Source organism: Streptomyces sp. NPDC048361, from assembly GCF_040651795.1.
Classification (GTDB): domain Bacteria; phylum Actinomycetota; class Actinomycetes; order Streptomycetales; family Streptomycetaceae; genus Streptomyces.
The window spans coordinates 13,177-31,211 of record NZ_JBEZKW010000024.1; the positions used below are offsets into that span (position 1 = coordinate 13,177).

At 71.4% G+C, this 18,035-nt stretch carries 13 protein-coding genes; 8 read left to right on the plus strand and 5 right to left on the minus strand.

Features of this window, described 5'->3' with window-relative positions; genetic code table 11:
* The first annotated feature begins 233 nt into the window (after positions 1 to 233).
* Positions 234 to 2,096, plus strand: a complete 1,863-nt coding sequence (locus AB0D31_RS16160; RefSeq protein WP_362722692.1) for a DUF2264 domain-containing protein — start codon at positions 234 to 236, stop codon at positions 2,094 to 2,096.
* 33 nt (positions 2,097 to 2,129) lie between these two features.
* Here the strand turns inward: AB0D31_RS16160 and AB0D31_RS16165 are convergent, their stop codons facing one another.
* Together AB0D31_RS16165 and AB0D31_RS16170 are read right to left on the minus strand one after the other, a co-directional pair.
* Positions 2,130 to 2,903 carry an SDR family oxidoreductase gene (locus AB0D31_RS16165; RefSeq protein WP_362722695.1) on the minus strand — a complete coding sequence of 258 codons (774 nt, stop codon included), beginning with the start codon at positions 2,901 to 2,903 and terminating at the stop codon, positions 2,130 to 2,132.
* Between the two features lie 338 nt (positions 2,904 to 3,241).
* A complete protein-coding gene (locus tag AB0D31_RS16170; RefSeq protein WP_362722698.1) occupies positions 3,242 to 3,910 on the minus strand; it encodes an MOSC domain-containing protein in 669 nt (222 codons plus the stop codon).
* A gap of 81 nt (positions 3,911 to 3,991) precedes the next feature.
* Between AB0D31_RS16170 and AB0D31_RS16175 the strand changes: the two genes are divergently transcribed.
* Positions 3,992 to 4,885 (plus strand): LysR family transcriptional regulator, encoded by an 894-nt coding sequence (locus tag AB0D31_RS16175; RefSeq protein WP_362722701.1) that lies wholly within the window; start codon positions 3,992 to 3,994, stop codon positions 4,883 to 4,885.
* Positions 4,886 to 5,111: 226 nt separating this feature from the next.
* Here the strand turns inward: AB0D31_RS16175 and AB0D31_RS16180 are convergent, their stop codons facing one another.
* A complete protein-coding gene (locus AB0D31_RS16180) occupies positions 5,112 to 5,441 on the minus strand; it encodes a WhiB family transcriptional regulator (protein WP_328310856.1) in 330 nt (109 codons plus the stop codon).
* A 426-nt stretch (positions 5,442 to 5,867) separates the two neighbouring features.
* Here AB0D31_RS16180 and AB0D31_RS16185 point away from each other — a divergent pair, with 426 nt between their 5' ends.
* The 4 genes from AB0D31_RS16185 (at position 5,868) to AB0D31_RS16200 (ending at position 10,300) form a co-directional block, all read left to right on the plus strand.
* Positions 5,868 to 6,479: a response regulator transcription factor gene (locus AB0D31_RS16185; RefSeq protein WP_003948568.1), complete on the plus strand. Its 612-nt coding sequence runs from the start codon at positions 5,868 to 5,870 to the stop codon at positions 6,477 to 6,479.
* A 254-nt stretch (positions 6,480 to 6,733) separates the two neighbouring features.
* Positions 6,734 to 7,318, plus strand: a complete 585-nt coding sequence (locus tag AB0D31_RS16190) for a sigma-70 family RNA polymerase sigma factor (RefSeq protein WP_362722704.1) — start codon at positions 6,734 to 6,736, stop codon at positions 7,316 to 7,318.
* A 243-nt stretch (positions 7,319 to 7,561) separates the two neighbouring features.
* The gene (guaB, locus tag AB0D31_RS16195) at positions 7,562 to 9,067 is read left to right on the plus strand and encodes an IMP dehydrogenase (protein ID WP_362722707.1); all 1,506 of its coding nucleotides are present in this window, start codon (positions 7,562 to 7,564) and stop codon (positions 9,065 to 9,067) included.
* Positions 9,068 to 9,175: 108 nt separating this feature from the next.
* Complete coding sequence (locus AB0D31_RS16200; RefSeq protein WP_362722709.1) at positions 9,176 to 10,300, plus strand: GuaB3 family IMP dehydrogenase-related protein; 1,125 nt, start codon at positions 9,176 to 9,178, stop codon at positions 10,298 to 10,300.
* A 73-nt stretch (positions 10,301 to 10,373) separates the two neighbouring features.
* Here the strand turns inward: AB0D31_RS16200 and AB0D31_RS16205 are convergent, their stop codons facing one another.
* Together AB0D31_RS16205 and AB0D31_RS16210 are read right to left on the minus strand one after the other, a co-directional pair.
* Entirely contained in the window at positions 10,374 to 10,889 is a 516-nt protein-coding gene (locus AB0D31_RS16205; protein WP_362722712.1) for a hypothetical protein, read from the minus strand.
* 155 nt (positions 10,890 to 11,044) lie between these two features.
* The gene (locus AB0D31_RS16210; protein ID WP_362722715.1) at positions 11,045 to 12,289 is read right to left on the minus strand and encodes a nucleotide sugar dehydrogenase; all 1,245 of its coding nucleotides are present in this window, start codon (positions 12,287 to 12,289) and stop codon (positions 11,045 to 11,047) included.
* A gap of 233 nt (positions 12,290 to 12,522) precedes the next feature.
* On the opposite strand from AB0D31_RS16210, the gene AB0D31_RS16215 reads away from it, so the two are divergent.
* Both AB0D31_RS16215 and AB0D31_RS16220 read left to right on the plus strand, forming a co-directional pair.
* Entirely contained in the window at positions 12,523 to 14,229 is a 1,707-nt protein-coding gene (locus AB0D31_RS16215; protein WP_362722718.1) for a glycerol-3-phosphate dehydrogenase/oxidase, read from the plus strand.
* Positions 14,230 to 16,093: 1,864 nt separating this feature from the next.
* Positions 16,094 to 17,989, plus strand: coding sequence for a serine/threonine-protein kinase (locus AB0D31_RS16220; protein WP_362722720.1), 1,896 nt, complete (start codon positions 16,094 to 16,096; stop codon positions 17,987 to 17,989).
* The last annotated feature ends 46 nt before the right edge of the window (positions 17,990 to 18,035 follow it).

The window sequence follows — 18,035 nt, forward strand, 5'->3', positions numbered from 1 at the left end:
GACGATGGAGAGTGCGTGCGTCCAGGCGATGACGATGGAGAGTCCGCGCGGGCTCCAGCGACGTAGGCCGCAATGACGCAGGCCTCGAAGATCCAGACGCCGCCAACCGCATCCCGCCGACCACACCCCTGCCCGGCCCCGCCGCACTCTGTCGGCCCCACCCCCACCCCGCCCCCGGCCCCACCCCGCCCCACCCCCTGGCCCCGCCGCACCGCCCCGAGGAGCATCGCACCATGCCCATCGCCCCCGAGAACCGTGAGCTCAGCCCGTACACCGGCTGGACCCGCGAGCACTGGGAGCGGTCGGCGGACCGGCTCCTGCTGGCCGTGCGGCCCTACGCCTCGCCCGGCCGGGGCCTGGTCAACCTGCCTGGCGCGCGGCCCAGTTGGTCGGGGCCACGGTCGGACGGCCTCGAAGGCTATGCCCGCACCTGGCTGCTGGCCGCCTTCCGCGTGGCCGGCGCCCAGGGCGGCGATCCCCACGGCCACCTGGAGCGCTACGCCGAAGGTCTCGCCTCGGGCACCCGAAACCCGCTTCCCAGCGGGGAGTTGGACCCGGCCTCTCCCGACGCCTGGCCCCAGCCCGCCCAGGTCCGGCAGGCCGTCGTGGAGTCGGCCTCCGTCGCCCTGGGGCTGCGGCTCACCCGCCCCTGGCTCTGGGACACCCTCGACGACCGCGTGCGCCAACGCGCCGTCGACTGGCTGCTGCCCGCCCTCGGTCCGTCCCCGGTCGACAACAACTGGTGGCTGTTCGGCCTCACCGTCGCCGGATTCCTCCAGGACGCCGGCATCGAGACCGACCGGGCCGCGGCCACCATCGAACGCGCCCTGGAACGCATCGATCAGTGGTACCTCGGCGACGGCTGGTACAGCGACGGCCCGAACCGCTCCTTCGACCACTACAACGCCTGGGCCCTCCACTTCTATCCCGTTCTGCACGCCCATCTCGCCGGCGACCAGGACCTCCTGGCCCGCTACGGTCCCCGCCTGCACGCCCAACTCGACGCCCACAGCCGGCTGTTCGACGCCGACGGCGCGCCGATGCCGTACGGGCGCTCGCTCACCTACCGGTTCGCTGCCGCGGCCGCGCCCTGGCTCGGCGCGCTCACCGGCCACACCCCGCTCACCCACGGCGCCACCCGCCGCCTGGCGTCGGGCACCTTGAAGTACTTCCTCGACCGGCCCGGGGGAGAGGGCGCCACCGATGCCGCGGGGCTGCTCACCCTGGGCTGGCACGGCCCGTACCCACCGGTGATCCAGCACTACTCGGGCCCGGCCTCCCCGTACTGGGCGGCCAAGGGCTATCTCGGACTGTTGCTGCCGCCCGAGCACCCGGCCTGGACGGCGGTCGAGGAGCCGCTGCCCGCCGAGACCGAGGACGCCACCCGCACCCTCGGCCCGCCCGGTCTGCTGATCCAGTCGACCGCGGCCGACGGCCTGGTCCGCCTCCACAACCACGGAAGCAACAACCATGTGGGCGGCGGCAAGGACGAAGACCCCTGCTATGCGCGCTTCGCCTACTCGACCCGCACCGGCCCCACATCGGAGGGCGTGCCCGACAACCACTTCGGGCTGCTGTCACAGGGCGCGTCCACCACTCGCGGGCCCGCCGTCCCGCTGGGCAACGGGCCCGGCTGGGCCGCGTCGCTCTCCGAGCCGCGGCCCGGGCCACCCGGGGTGCGGATCGTCTCGGCCACCCTCGCGCACGGCCGGGCCGAGGTCCGCGCCCACCTGGTCGTCGGCGCCGTCGCCGGCACGCCCGTGCGCCAGACCGGGTGGGCCGTCACCCCGGGGCGCACCGCCCAGCTCCACCCCGTGCACGGCTACGCCGGGGAGGCCTGTCAACTGACCGCAGGATCAACCCTGTTCGGCCCGAGGTCGCAGGTCCAAGCGCTGCACGGCGTGACAGGAAGCGCACCCTCGCTGTTCGTCGCGCTCGCCTCGCTCACCGCGGAACCGGATCCCGGCCCCGTCCACACCCTCGCCGACATCGAGGTCGACGGCCACGCCGTCCGCGTGACGTGGCTGGACGGGACGGCCTGGCGCCTGGTGCTCGACCCCACGTCCCCGACGCTCCACAGGGGGGAGGGCGGGTGAGAGCACCAGGCGACGCAGGAGGCTGTACGCGCGTTACTGGGGGCCGTACTTGCGGCCCGTCTTCGAAGTGATCCCGCCGAGCAGGCCGCGCGGCGCCAGTTTCACGGCACCCATGAGCGCCTTGTAGCGCGGGTCGGGGATCGAGAGGGACTTGCCGCGCGCGAGGTCGGTGAGGGCGGCCGCCACCAGCTTGTCCGCGTCCAGCCACATCCAGCCCGGGATGTTGTCGGTGCCCATGCCGGCCCGCTGGTGGAACTCGGTCCGCACGAACCCGGGGCACAGCGCCATGAGCCGCACCCCGGACCCGGCCAGGTCCCGGGCCGCGCCCTGGGTGAACTGCACGACCCACGCCTTGGACGCGCCGTAGGTGCCGCGCGGTACGAACGCCGCGACCGAGGCCACGTTGACGACGCCGCCGCGGCCGCGCTCACGCATGGCGGCGGTCGCCGCCGACGTCAGTCGCAGCACCGCCTCGATGTGCACCTTCACCATGGTCAGCTCGTCCGCCATGGAGACTTCGAGATAGCGGCCCTTGTTGCCGAACCCGGCGTTGTTGACCAAGAGGTCGACCGGCCGCCGGGGCAGCGATAGACGGGCCTCCACCGCGGCGATCCCGTCCTCCGTGGACAGGTCGGCGCTCAGCACCTCGGCCTCGATGCCGTGCCGGTCGTGCAGCTCGGTGGCCTGCTCGCTCAGCCGCTCGCCGTCCCGGGCCACCAGCACCAGATCGTGTCCATCGGCCGCGAGGCGCCGCGCGAACGCGGCACCGATGCCGGCCGTCGCTCCCGTAATCAGTGCAGTCGTCATAGGCGCACGTTAATGCCCCCGCCCGGCGCCCGATGACCGGCCCCGGCCCGCCGCCGAACCGGTGTCGACCGCCATGAACCGCCCCAATCACGGCAATTCCACGCAGACCTTCACCGGCGGTACCCGGTCTCTCCGGCACTTCTTCACCGGACTTTGCCGGACTCCACGGGACTTCGCCGGACTCCACGGGGCGCCACGCGAGTTCGCCGGACTGCATGGGCGTTATGCGAGTTCACCGGACTCCACCGGACGTCGCCGGTCCGCAGTCGGCCAGGGCATCCCGAACCGCCTGCGGACGTCGCCGGTCCGCAGTCGGCCGGGGCATCCCGAACCGCCCGCTAGGAGCCGTGCTTCGCCAGATAGGTTCGCACCGTCTCGTGCGCCTCGGGTTCCAGGGCATCGCCCGCCGCCAGGACGCGCGGCATCAGTGTCCGCTCGGTCGTGAACGCCCGGAACCAGAAGGCGACCGAAACTTCGCGATCCGGTCGTTCGATCACCTCGACCGCGTCACCTGCCTGGATCTCCCCCGGCTCGATCACCCGGAAGTACGCGCCGGGAACGGCTGCCTGCGTGAAGCGCCGGACCCAGCCCTTCTGATCGAGCCAGCCGGCGAACGTACGGCAGGGGATGCGTCCGGAGGCGACCTCCAGGACCGCGGACCGCCCTATCCGCCAGCGCTCGCCGATCCGGGCGTCGTTCACGTCGACGCCGTACAGGGTGAGGTTCTCGCCGAACGAGCCGTTGGGCAGCGGTCGGCCGAGCTCCTTCTCCCAGGCGTCCAGATCCTCGCGGGCGTAGGCGTAGACCGCCTGGTGGTCGCCGCCGTGGAAGCGGAGATCGCAGACGTCGTCGCCCTCCACGCCGCTGGCCCCCACGCCTCTCGGGCCGGGCGCGAACACCCGGACGGCGGTGTTCACCGGGCGCTTGTCCACGCCTGTGAGACCGCCCTCGCTATCGGTGTAGCCGACGGCCTTCGCGCGGCCCACGTTCACTGACAGAAGCTCCATGGGCGGAACGCTAACCGAGTCGAACTCAAAGTCGCACTCGACTTTTTCCTGTCACCCCCAAGATTCGCTTATGCTCGAAGAATGATCGAGGCTCGTCATCTCCGCATCCTGCGCGCCGTCGCCGCCACCGGCTCCTTCTCGGCGGCCGCCCGCGAGCTGGGCTGCACCCAGCCCGCCGTCAGCCAGCAGATGAAGGCCCTCGAATCCTCCGCGGGTACGCCGCTGCTGATCCGCACCGGCCGCGAGATGCGCCTGACCCAGGCCGGCGAGGTCCTGGTCCGGCACGCCTCGGGCATCCTGGCCGGCCTGACCGCGGCGGAGGAGGAGGTCGCCGCCATCGCGGGGCTGCGGGCCGGCCGGGTGCGCCTGGTCTCCTTCCCGAGCGGCTCCTCCACACTCGTACCGACCGCGCTCGCCGCGCTGCGCGCCGCCCACCCGGGCACGCGGGTCTCCCTGGTCGAGGCCGAGCCGCCGCGTTCCGTCGAGATGCTGCGCGAAGGGGACTGCGACATCGCGCTGGCCTTCCGCTACGGCTCGAACGCCACCGAGTGGGACGACCTGGTGGTGCGCCCGTTGCTCGTCGACCGGCTGGTCGGCCTCGTCCCGCAGGGGCATCCGCTGGCCGAGGCCGGCGCCGTCGCGATCAGGGATCTGGCGGACGAGTCCTGGATCGCGGGCTGTCCGCGCTGCCGGCGCCAACTGGTCGAGGTCTGCGAGGAGTCCGGCTTCACCCCGCGCATCGACTTCGCGACCGACGACTATCCGGCGGTGATCGGCCTGGTGGGCGCCGGGCTGGGTGTCGCGGTCATGCCGGAGCTCGCCATCGAGTCCGTACGGCCCAAGGGCGCGCGTACGGTCACCGTCGAACCCGCCGTCGAGCGGGAGATCGTCGCGCTCACCCTGCCCGACCTCGCCCAGGTCCCGGCCGTCGCGGCCACCCTGGACCAGCTGACCAGGGCCGCGGCGCGCGACTAGGGCCGACCGCCTCCCGGCGCCCTCGAGCAAGCCTCCTCAAGTACACGAGCGTCCTCAAGTGCACGAGCAAGTCGCCTCAAGCAGGTGTGCTCAAGGCAGCGTCTCCAAGGCAGCATCCCCAAGGCGGCGGACCGGCGGCCTCCCGTATGGAGCCGCCGCTTTGCGGGCGGTGCTGGGCCAAACGGCGCAGGAACGTTTCTTCTGATCCGGTGCGCTCCGCACACCGTCAAGGCGCCTCCATGCCGCCCGCCATGGGCGCGGCGGCCGACACCAGGCGGTTGCGCGCCCGGCCCATGAGTTCTTCGCGCTCGTCCTCGGTGAGCCCTCCCCAGACCCCGTAGGGCTCGCGCACCGCGAGGGCGTGGGCCGCGCACTGAGCGCGCACCGGGCAGCGCATGCACACCTCTTTCGCCGAACTCTCGCGCGCACTCCGCGCCGCGCCGCGCTCGCCCTCCGGGTGGAAGAAGAGCGAGCTGTCGACCCCACGGCAGGCCGCGAGTAGCTGCCAGTCCCACAGATCGGCGTTGGGTCCGGGAAGGCGGGAGAAATCTGCCATTGCTCTTGTCCCCTTGAAACCGTGCTGAGGCGGATGGGCGGGCCGGTACAGGACGGGTGCGCACGGGGCTCATCCGAAACGTACGTACCGACGAAGGTACATCTCCTGTGTAAGTAGATGTAAATATGACTCATTGGGAATCTAGCCACAGACACCAGCAAAAGGGAAGAAAAGCCGCTAAATGGGGCATAGCGCCAAAAGGGGGGTCGGCGGCGCGCCACACTCTCCTGTGTGCACGCTTCCTCACGTAGAGTGCCGAACGTGTCCGCCGAACCCGTAACTCTTTCGAGTGACCGTCGTTGAGAGTGCGGAGGCGATTGAAAGAACAAGCGCTCGGGCAAGTGTCCGAGGGCGCCAATCGCTCAGGTGACACATGTACCCAGCCTGGAGGCTCAAGGTGACGCGCATCAGCTGCGGAGGGCGGCCATGACATCAGTCCTCGTCTGCGACGACTCCCCGCTTGCCCGCGAGGCGCTCCGCCGCGCGGTTGCGACCGTGCCCGGCGTCGAGCGTGTGACGACGGCGGCCAACGGCGAGGAAGTCCTCCGCCGCTGGGGTGCCGACCGCTCGGATCTGATTCTGATGGACGTACGCATGCCCGGTCTGGGCGGCGTGGAGACCGTCCGTCGGCTGCTGTCCGCGGATCCGGGCGCCCGGATCATCATGCTCACGGTGGCCGAGGATCTCGACGGGGTCGCGCTCGCGGTCGCCGCCGGTGCCCGCGGCTATCTGCACAAGGACGCCTCGCGCGCCGAACTGCGCGCGACCGTCACCCAGGCGCTCGCCGACCCGACCTGGCGGCTCGCCCCGCGCAGACTGCGGTCGGCCGAGATGGGCGCGGCACCCACGCTCACCGCGCGGGAGATCCAAGTGCTCGAAGGCATGAGCCACGGCCGCTCCAACGCCGAGATCGGGCGCGAGCTGTTCCTCTCCGAGGACACGGTCAAGACGCACGCACGGCGGCTCTTCAAGAAGCTCGGCGCCTCGGACCGCGCGCACGCCGTCGCGCTCGGTTTCCGCTGGGGCCTGGTGCGCTGACGGCAGGTGTGACAGCCGGTCGGAGCCCCGTCCGCCACCCGGCGAACGGGCCCGGCCGACCCGCGAACGGCAGCAGTAGGTGTTGCTTCCGCCGCGATGCCGCATCCTTGTGGGTGTGGAGTTCCTCGGGGACAGGTCGGTCGAGCGGGAGGGGGGTGCAGGGGATGAGTTCCGGCGCACCCGCTCATAACGCTTCAGTGCACAACTACGGACGGGGTGCCACGGGCGGGACACCCCCGGGGCACCATGGACCGATGCGCGACGACGAGGCTACGGCGCAAGGGGTCATCGGTGCCCTCGTTCACCGTGCTGTCGACGGTGACGAGCAGGCCACGCACGATCTGCTCGCCCATGTCCACCCGCTCGCGCTGCGCTACTGCCGTACGCGCCTGAACCGGCTGCCGGGTGATGCTCGCCACTTCGTGGAGGATCTCGCCCAGGAAGTCTGCGTCGCCGTCCTGATGGCGCTGCCGCGCTACCGCGACACCGGGCGCCCCTTCGAAGCCTTCGTCTTCGCCATCGCCTCGCACAAGGTCGCCGACCTCCAGCGGGCCGCGATGCGTCACCCCGGCTCGACCGCCGTGCCCTCCGACGAGATGCCGGAGCGGCCCGACGACTCGCTCGGGCCCGAGGAGCGCGCCCTGCTCAGCAGCGACGCGGCCTGGGCCAAGAAACTCCTCGCCAACCTTCCGGAGAACCAGCGTGAGCTCCTGGTGCTGCGGGTCGCCGTCGGCCTCACCGCCGAGGAGACCGGTCAGATGCTGGGCATGTCGCCGGGCGCGGTCCGCGTCGCGCAGCACCGAGCCCTGAGCCGGCTGCGCGCCCTCGCCGGGCAGTAAAGGCGCCTCAAGGGAAGGGCGTGCGCCTACGGGAAGGGCGTACGCGGCCGGAGCGGGAGGCGCCGGCCGTAGTGGGAGGCGCCGACCGGGGGCGCACCCATAGGCGCTCGGCGAGCGCGCCAACCCCCGCGATCCACGTGTGAACGTACAAAGAATTCTGATGATCTTGCTCGTGGAATGAGACACCCGCACAGCCCGTTAGCATGGACATCCGCACCGATCAAGGCCATTGGGGAAGGTGTCATGACTGCAAACGTCGACGGAGTGCCCGAGAAGTTCGCGACGCTCGGGCTGACATACGACGACGTGCTGCTCCTGCCGGGCGCGTCCGACATGGCGCCCGACCAGATCGACACTTCCTCGTACCTCTCCAAGAACGTCAAGGTGAATGTCCCGCTGCTCTCGGCGGCGATGGACAAGGTCACCGAGGCGCGCATGGCCATCGCCATGGCCCGTCAGGGCGGCGCGGGCGTGCTGCACCGCAACCTCTCCATCGAGGACCAGGCCAACCAGGTCGACCTGGTGAAGCGCTCCGAGTCCGGCATGGTCACCGACCCGATCACGGTGCACCCGGACGCGACGCTGCGCGAGGCCGACGAGCTGTGCGCCAAGTTCCGCATCAGCGGCGTCCCGGTGACCGACTCGGCGGGCAAGCTGCTCGGCATCGTCACCAACCGCGACATGGCCTTCGAGTCGGACCGCAGCCGCCAGGTGCGCGAGGTCATGACGCCGATGCCGCTCGTCACCGGCAAGGTCGGTATCTCCGGCGTGGACGCCATGGAGCTGCTGCGCCGCCACAAGATCGAGAAGCTGCCGCTCGTCGACGACGCCGGCATCCTCAAGGGCCTCATCACGGTCAAGGACTTCGTCAAGGCCGAGAAGTACCCCAACGCCGCCAAGGACAAGGACGGCCGGCTGCTGGTCGGCGCGGCCGTCGGTGTCGCGGGCGACGCCTACGAGCGCGCCCAGGCGCTGATCGCCGCCGGTGTCGACTTCATCGTCGTCGACACCGCGCACGGCCACTCCCGCCTGGTCGGCGACATGGTCGCCAAGATCAAGTCGAACTCCTCGGGCGTCGACCTGATCGGTGGCAACATCGCCACCCGTGACGGCGCCCAGGCGCTCATCGACTCGGGCGTCGACGGCATCAAGGTGGGCGTCGGCCCCGGCTCCATCTGCACCACCCGCGTCGTCGCCGGCATCGGCGTCCCGCAGGTCACCGCGATCTACGAGGCCTCGCTCGCCGCCAAGGCCGCGGGCGTCCCGGTCATCGGCGACGGCGGCCTGCAGTACTCCGGCGACATCGCCAAGGCCCTGGTCGCGGGCGCCGACACCGTGATGCTCGGCTCGCTGCTCGCCGGCTGCGAGGAGTCCCCGGGCGAGCTGCTCTTCATCAACGGCAAGCAGTTCAAGTCGTACCGCGGCATGGGCTCGCTCGGCGCGATGCAGACCCGCGGCGACCAGCGTTCGTTCTCCAAGGACCGGTACTTCCAGGAGACCGTCTCCACCGACGACAAGCTGATCCCCGAGGGCATCGAGGGCCAGGTGCCCTACCGCGGCCCGCTCTCCGCCGTCGTCCACCAGCTCGTCGGCGGTCTGCGCCAGTCGATGTTCTACGTCGGCGGCCGCACCGTTCCCGAGCTCCAGGCCAACGGCAAGTTCGTCCGGATCACCTCGGCGGGCCTCAAGGAGAGCCACCCGCACGACATCCAGATGACGGTCGAGGCGCCCAACTACAACAAGCGCTGACGCCCGCGAAAGCGTCCGAGGGGCGGTCCCGGAGTTCCCGGGGCCGCCCCTCGCCCATGTGTCGGGGATACTGGAGCATGCAGACGTAGAGGGAAAGGCCCACACAACGTGACTGAGATCGAGATCGGGCGCGGCAAGCGCGGCCGCAGGGCGTACGCGTTCGACGACATCGCCATCGTCCCGAGCCGGCGCACCCGGGACCCGAAGGAGGTCTCGATCGCCTGGCAGATCGACGCCTACCGTTTCGAGCTGCCCTTCCTGGCCGCCCCCATGGACTCCGTGGTCTCGCCGCAGACGGCGATCCGCATCGGTGAGCTGGGCGGCCTCGGCGTGCTCAACCTCGAGGGTCTGTGGACCCGGTACGAGGACCCGCAGCCGCTGCTCGAAGAGATCGCCGGTCTCGACGAGGCGACCGCGAGCCGCCGCCTCCAGGAGATCTACGCGGCGCCCATCAAGGAAGAGCTGATCGGGCAGCGCATCAAGGAGGTGCGCGACTCCGGTGTCGTCACCGCCGCCGCGCTCTCCCCGCAGCGCACCGCCCAGTTCTCCAAGGCGGTCGTGGACGCGGGGGTCGACATCTTCGTCATCCGCGGCACCACCGTCTCGGCCGAGCACGTCTCGGGCGCCGCCGAGCCGCTCAACCTGAAGCAGTTCATCTACGAGCTGGACGTTCCGGTGATCGTCGGTGGCTGTGCCACGTACACGGCGGCGCTGCACCTGATGCGCACCGGCGCGGCCGGCGTCCTGGTGGGCTTCGGCGGCGGCGCCGCGCACACCACCCGCAACGTCCTCGGCATTCAGGTCCCGATGGCCACCGCCGTCGCCGATGTCGCCGCGGCCCGCCGCGACTACATGGACGAGTCCGGCGGCCGCTACGTCCACGTCATCGCGGACGGTGGCGTGGGCTGGTCCGGCGACATCCCGAAGGCCGTCGCCTGCGGCGCCGACGCCGTGATGATGGGCTCCCCGCTGGCCCGCGCCACCGACGCGCCGGGCCGCGGCCACCACTGGGGCATGGAGGCCGTCCACGAGGACGTGCCGCGCGGCAAGCTCGTCGACCTGGGCATCGTGGGCACCACCGAGGAGATCCTCACCGGTCCCTCGCACACCCCGGACGGCTCGATGAACCTGTTCGGCGCCCTGCGCCGCTCCATGGCGACGACCGGCTACAGCGAGCTCAAGGAGTTCCAGCGGGTCGAGGTCACGGTGGCGGACGCGCAGCACAAGCGCTGACGCGACGTCCGCACATGCGGAAGGGCCCGGATCGATCAATCGATCCGGGCCCTTCCGCATGGCGTGCGTCCGATCAGGCGGCGGCCTTCTTGGCGCCCGAGAAGGCGGCGACCGCCGCGATCAGGAAGAAGAGGAAGGTCATCGGGTCGGCGTCGGCCTTCCATGCGTCGTTCAGGAGGCCGAAGTGCTGGAAGAACAGCTCCGACACGGTCACCGGCAGCTCCTTGGCGGCGATGATCGCCTCGCCGAGGAGCTGGCCGAAGTAGACGGCGACCAGCGAGAGCACCGCGCCGAGGACGGGCAGCGCGGGGTTGCGGCCGCCGACCTTGCCGGTGGCGAAGCCGACGACGAAGCCGACCGCCACGGCCGCGTAACCGATCTCGTGCTTGGTGGCGCCGATGATCGCGCCGTAGACGCCCGCCGTGACGACGGCGGCGACGATCGCGACGATCAGGCCGAGCGCGAAGTTGTTCCGCACCGGAGCGGCCGGCGGCGCCGCCGGGTAGCCGAAACCTCCCTGCGGCGGCTGGGCCTGGTCGAACGGGCCCGGCTGCTGAGGCTGTTCCTGCTGCGGAAAGGACTGGCTCATCTTCGCGTTCCCCCTGGAAACAAACATGGACAACCGCACGACTGTGCGACTGAGCGGCCTCGAAGAGTAACAGCCGGTCCATGACAAGTAGGGGATAAATAAACGCCGGGATCACACTGGGACCGCACGGAGATCACACTGCGACCCCACAGGGATCAGAGCCGGTGCGCGGCGCCCGCCGGAGTCGCGCCCCGGGTGTCCAGGAGGAGCTGCGCCTTGACCGCGAGCCCTTGGAGGTCGTACGTGCGGTGGTGCTGGAGCAGCACCGTCAGATCGGCGTGGGCGGCGGCCTCGTAGAGCGAGTCCGCGCGCGGCACCGGCTGGTCACGGACGCGCCAGGTGGGCACCAGGGGGTCGTGGTACGTGATCTGCGCCCCCAGATCCATCAGGCGCCCGGCGATCTCCTGGGCGGGGGAGCCCTCCTGGTCGGCGAAGTCCGGCTTGTAGGTCACGCCGAGCAGCAGGACGCGGGCCCCGCGCGCCGACTTGCCGTGCTCGTTGAGGAGCGTGGTGGAGCGCTGGATGACATAGCTGGGCATGTGCGCGTTGATCTCGCGCGCCAGGCCGACCATGCGCAGGCCCGCGTAGGGCAGCGGGGTCGGATCGAGGGGGATGCCGTGGCCGCCGACGCCGGGTCCCGGGCGGAAGGCCTGGAAACCGAACGGCTTGGTCTCCGAGCAGCGGATGACGTCCCAGAGGTCGACGCCCATGTCGTGGCAGAGCACGGCCATTTCGTTGACCAGGGCGATGTTGACGTGCCGGAAGTTGGTTTCGAGCAGCTTGGACATCTCGGCCTCGCGCAGCCCCCGGGCGCGCACCACCTTGTCGGTGAGCCGGGCGTAGAACGCGGCGGCCGATTCCGTGCAGGCCGGGGTGAGTCCGCCGATGACCTTGGGGGTCGCCGCGAAGCTGTGGGTGCGGTTGCCGGGGTCGATGCGGCTGGGCGAGCAGGCGAGGTGGAAGTCGCGCCCGGCGAGCAGACCGGACCCCTCTTCGAGGAGCGGGCGCAGGAATTCCTCGGTGGTTCCGGGGTATCCGGCCGACTCCAGGATGACGGTGGTGTGCGGCCGCAGCCGGCGGGCCAGCGCCCGTGCGGCGTCGGCCACCGCGCCCAGGTCGAGGGTGCGGTCGGCGCCCAGGGAGGTGGGGGCGCAGATGACGGCGGTACGGACACGGCCCAGTTCGGCGGGGTCGGTGGTGGTGCGGAAACCTCCCGCGAACATGCGGCGCAGATCGGCCGGGGTGAGCGAGCCGTCCACGGGGGTGCGCCCCGCGGTGAGTTCGGCGACGGCGTGTGGATCGGTGTCGTGGCCGACGGTCTGGATGCCGGCGGCGACGGCGGCTTGGGCGAGGGGCAGGCCCAGGTGGCCGAGTCCGATGACGGCGAGGTCTGCGGGCATGTGACCGTCCTTCCCTTAGCCGGAGGGGACATGGAGCGCAAGCCCTGTGGACAGAATGGACGTGCGGAATGTCAGACTAAGAGGAAATATGACTGATTTGCGGCATTGGGAGGGTGTGGGGGAGCGAGTGTTGTCCACAGGCGGTGGCCGATGTCGGCGGTCCCGTCCAGAATCGAGTGTGTGAGCCAGACCACCCGGTCTGCGGGACCACCCCGACCAACCGGAGGCATGCCGTGAGGACAGCGACACTGGGACCCGAGCAGCGCGCACACGCGCTCGCCGCGATGGCGGAGGGCGAGCTCGACGTGCTGGTCGTGGGCGCGGGGGTGGTCGGCGCGGGCACGGCACTCGACGCGGTGACCCGCGGCCTGGCCACCGGCCTCGTCGAGGCGCGGGACTGGGCGTCGGGCACATCGAGCCGGTCCAGCAAGCTGATTCACGGCGGGCTGCGCTACCTGGAAATGCTCGACTTCGCCCTCGTACGCGAAGCGCTCAAGGAGCGGGGCCTGCTGCTCGAACGGCTCGCGCCGCACCTGGTGAAACCCGTCCCGTTCCTCTACCCGCTCCAGCACAAGGGCTGGGAGCGGCTGTACGCGGGATCGGGCGTCGCGCTCTACGACGCGATGTCCGTGTCGTCGGGCCACGGCCGGGGACTGCCGACCCACCGTCACCTGAGCCGCCGCCATGCGCTGCGCGTGGCCCCCGCGTTGAAGAAGGACGCGCTGGTCGGAGCGTTGCAGTACTACGACGCGCAGATGGACGACGCCCGCTATGTGACCACCCTGGTGCGCACCGCCTCCTCGTACGGCGCGCAGGTCGCCAACCGGGCCCGGGTGGTGGGCTTCCTGCGCGAGGGCGAACGCGTTGTCGGTGCCAGGGTGCAGGATGGAGAGGCGGGCGGGGAGTACGAGATCCGCGCCAAGCAGGTCGTCAACGCGACCGGAGTGTGGACCGACGACACCCAGGCGTTGATCGGGGAGAGGGGACAGTTCCATGTACGGGCCTCGAAGGGCATCCATTTGGTGGTGCCCAAGGACCGGATCCACTCGAATACCGGCCTGATCCTGCGGACCGAGAAGTCCGTGCTCTTCGTCATCCCCTGGGGCCGGCACTGGATCGTCGGCACCACCGACACCGACTGGGACCTCGACAAGGCACATCCTGCTGCGTCCAGCGCCGACATCGACTATCTGCTCGAACACGTCAACTCGGTGCTCGCGGTGCCCCTGACCCGGGACGACGTGCAGGGCGTGTACGCCGGCCTGCGGCCGCTGCTCGCCGGGGAGTCGGACGCCACGAGCAAGCTCTCGCGCGAACACACCGTCGCACACCCGGTCCCCGGGCTCGTGGTCGTGGCCGGCGGCAAGTACACGACGTACCGGGTGATGGCGAAGGACGCTGTGGACGAGGCGGTGCACGCGCTCGACCAGCGGGTGGCGGCCTGCGTCACCGAGGACGTGCCACTGCTCGGCGCCGAGGGCTACAGGGCGCTGTGGAACGCCAGGGCGAGGATCGCGGCCAGGACCGGACTGCATGTGGTGCGCGTGGAGCACCTGTTGAACCGGTACGGGTCGATGGCCGAGGACCTCCTGGAGCTGATCACCGCCGACCCCACGCTCGGCGAGCCGCTCGCCGCGGCGGACGACTATCTGCGCGCCGAGATCGTGTACGCGGCCTCGCACGAGGGGGCCCGCCACCTGGACGACGTACTCACCCGGCGCACCCGGATCTCCATCGAGACCTTCGACCGCGGCACCCGTTCGGCCCGGGAGTGCGCGGAGCTGATGGCACCGGTCCTCGGCTGGGACACCAAGCAGATCGAGAAGGAGGTGGAGCACTACGAGAAGCGGGTGGAGGCCGAACGGGAGTCGCAGCGCCAGCCCGACGACCTGACGGCGGACGCGGCCCGACTCGGAGCGCCGGACATCGCCCCGGTCTGAACCACGACGGGCGGCGGAGATCGCTGGTGCGGGAGAGATGGGAGAGATAAGAGAGGGGGCGGCGGGGTCGCCGAGTCCGGTCCGAACCCGTCCTCCGTGCTCCGGCTCTGTACTCAGCGGCCCTTCGCGGGACTACGGTGGCCACGAACGACTCAGGGCCACGAACGGCTCGGGGTCACGAACGACTCAGGGCCACGAACGGCTCGGGGTCACGGACGACTCAGGGCCACGAACGGCTCGGGGTCACGGACGAGTTAGGGGACATGGGCGAGTTGTGGGCCACGAACCCTTGGGTGGCCCACCGGCGGTTTGGTGGCCCACGGACGACCTGGTGATGCCGTCCGCCCGCGTGGGGAGGTCCTCGCGAGTGGAGGGTGTCGACCGTCGCGGTGCTCGGCGGGTGCCGAGTGCCCGGGTGCGGGATGGGGTGCCGGGCGCGGTGCCGGATGGCGGGACGCCGCCGTCGGTGCCCGGTCGGGGCCGCGCGCCGCACGGGACTGTTCAGCGCGAGAAGGGCCCGCTTTGCCGGGTTTTGACGCCGTGTCGATGACGCACAGTGCTGTGATCATCGCTACGACGAACGGCCTCCGAAGCCTCGGCACGCTGGGCTTCCCTTCCTCCGCGGCCAACTTGGCGGCCGATGGACCCGGGACCATCACCGGTCCTGGCGTGAGGGACAATGGGGGCTCTGCCAGGGCGGGTTATGGGCCTCGCGCGGTCGCCGGGTTCGAGTACGGCTCCGGGCGGGTCGGGCACCCGGCCGGGCAGGCAGGTCGGAGCGGTGAGCCGGGCCGCCTCCATGAGGGCGGGCCGCGAGCCGCGGGCCGAGGCCGGCGCGGGCGAAGATCAGGAATCGCAGAGGGGACGCATGTCGGAGGCGGAGCAGTCGCGGGAACCCCAGCGGGACGAGCGACAGGAGCCGGGGGCGTCGTCGGCGCCCGCAGAATCCGCCTCGGGCGAGGCGGGCACGAAGTCTGGGCGGCGCCCGGCGGATGCGGCGGACGCCGCGGCCGCGGGTGACCGGACGGCCGGACCCGGTCGAGGCACGGCCTCGCGTGCCGCCGAGCCGGACCGGACCTCCGCGGCCAAGCCGCGTGCGGCCGGCGCCAAGGGGCGGCCCGATCCGAGGGCGTCGGTCGCCAAGTCCGGTACGGACGCGGCACGTGCGGGCACCGCCGAGGCGAAGGCCAACTCGCTCGGTACGGAGGGCACCGCCGATGCGGCCGGCAATGCGGCAGCCAAGGCCAAGGCCAAGGATGCCAAGTCGGGCTCCCGGCCCGAGGATGCCGAGGCGAACTCCGGCTCCGCTGACGCGAAAGCGAACTCTGGGTCCGCTGACGCCGAGCCGAACCCCGGTGACGCCGAGCCGAACCCCGGCTCCGCTGCCGCCAGGCCGGGCGCCAAGGCGAACTCCAGGTCGGCTGACGCGAACGCGACCCCGGGGCCCGTCGACGCGGAGCCGAACCCCGGCTCCGCCGACACCGAGCCGGCCTCCCAGTCCGCCGACGCGAAGCCCGCCCCCAAGCCCGCTGACGCCAAGCCGGCCTCCGCGCCTGAGGACCGTAAGCCGGGCCTCAAGGCGAGCCCCGCAACCCCAGCAACCCCCGCAGTCCCAGCAACCCCCGCAGTCCCAGCAACCCCCGCAGTCCCAGCAACCCCCACAATCTCCGGAGGCGCTGGCGCCAAGCCCGGTACGGCGGTTGACAGGGGTGGTGTCGATGCCAAGGGCAGTGTGGGTCTGGCCAAGGGCGGGGCATCCGGCGGCCCAGCCTCGGCCGGCCCAGCCTCGGCCGGCCCAGCCTCGGCCGGTGCTGCCGGTGCTGCCGGTGCTGCCGGTGCTGCCGGGGTTGGTGGCGAAGGTGACGTGGACGGTGGGGAAGGGCGGTTGCTCGCCGGGCGGTACCGGCTCGGGGGCGTGCTCGGGCGGGGCGGAATGGGAACGGTCTGGCGGGCCGTTGACGAGACGCTCGGGCGGACCGTCGCCGTCAAGGAGCTCCGCTTCCCCTCCAGCATCGACGACGACGAGAAGCGCCGGCTCATCACGCGCACCCTGCGCGAGGCCAAGGCGATCGCCCGGATCCGCAACACCGCCGCCGTCACCGTCTACGACGTCGTGGACGAGGACGACCGGCCCTGGATCGTGATGGAGCTGGTCGAGGGCAAGTCGCTCGCCGAAGCCGTGCGCGAGGACGGCACTCTGACGCCCCGCCGCGCCGCGGAGGTGGGCCTAGCCATCCTCGACGTGCTGCGCTCCGCCCACCGCGAGGGCATCCTGCACCGTGACGTGAAGCCGTCCAACGTGCTGATCGCCGAGGACGGCCGGGTCGTCCTGACCGACTTCGGTATCGCCCAGGTGGAGGGCGACCCCTCCATCACCTCCACCGGCATGCTCGTCGGCGCGCCCTCGTACATCTCGCCGGAACGGGCCCGCGGCCACAAGCCGGGCCCGGCCGCCGACCTCTGGTCGCTCGGCGGGCTGCTGTACGCGAGCGTGGAAGGCGTGCCGCCGTACGACAAGGGCTCGGCGATCGCCACGCTCACCGCGGTGATGACCGAACCGGTCGATCCGCCCAAGAACGCCGGGCCCCTCCTTGAGCAGGTCATCTACGGACTGCTCGCCAAGGACCCGGCGCAGCGGCTGGACAACGCGGCCGCGCGCAAGTTGCTGACCGAGGTGCTCAACGCGCCCGAGTACCAGGAGCCCGTGCCCGAGCCGGTGTCGTCCGAGGCGACCCGGGTGGTTCCGCTGCCCCCGCTGCCCCGCGAGCCGAAGAGCGACGCGGCAGCCGAGCGGATGCGCGGCGCGCTCAAGTCCGTACGGAACGCGGCGGCCGAGGCCAAGGCGTCCGCCAAGGAGAAGGCGCAGGGCGCCCGGGAGGCGCGGGACGTCCGCTCCAAGGCGGTGCCCGCGCCGCGGTCGAGGACCGGTTCGCCGTCCGGTCCCGTCCCGCCGCCGCGCGCCTCGCTCACCGACGTCGTGCCGCGCCGCACCTTGATCATCATCGCGGTGGTCGCCGCGCTCGCCATACTCGGCACGGTGCTCGCCATCTCGCTCAGCGGGGGAGACGAGACGACGGGCAAGGCCAAGGGCGACAAGGCCGCCTCCAGCGGGCCCGCGGCCGGCGGCACCCCCGCCAGCAGCAAGAAGGGCGGCAGTGGGCAGAGTTCGTCCGGCGGAAGCACCCCGTCCGGGCAGGGCTCGTCGAACGGTCAGGGCTCCACGGCCGGCCAGGGCGACGGCAAGGGAACCGGCGACGGCACGGGTACGGGCGACGGCACCGGTGCCGACGCGGGCAGCGGTGACGGAGGCAAGAGCGGTGGCACGGGCTCCGTGGCCACCACGCCGTACAAGTCGGACCAGGGCTTCTCCATAGGGCTGCCCGCGGGGTGGTCGTACAAGTCGACCGATGACGCGGGCGCCCGCTTCACCGGTCCCGACGGGCAGCGCCTGCTGATCGGCTGGACCGACACCCCCAAGTCGAACCCAGTGGCGGACTGGATGAACCAGGAGTCATCCATGACGAGGTCGGGGTACAAGCGGGTGAAGATAGCCGCGGTGAGTTACCGCGGATGGCCCGCGGCCGACTGGGAGTTCACCTACGACGACAGCGGCACCAAGTACCACTCGGTGGACCGCGGCTTCGTGGTCAGTACGAGCCGGGGCTACGGCATCATGTTCTCGGCCAAGGACGCGGACTGGTCGAAGCCGGCGACGCAGCAGACGCTGGCCGCGCTCTTCGCCACCTTCCAGCCCGCCTGACCGGTGTTCCCGGCCCGGCGCGGGGGTCGTGGCGGCGTCGCCCGGG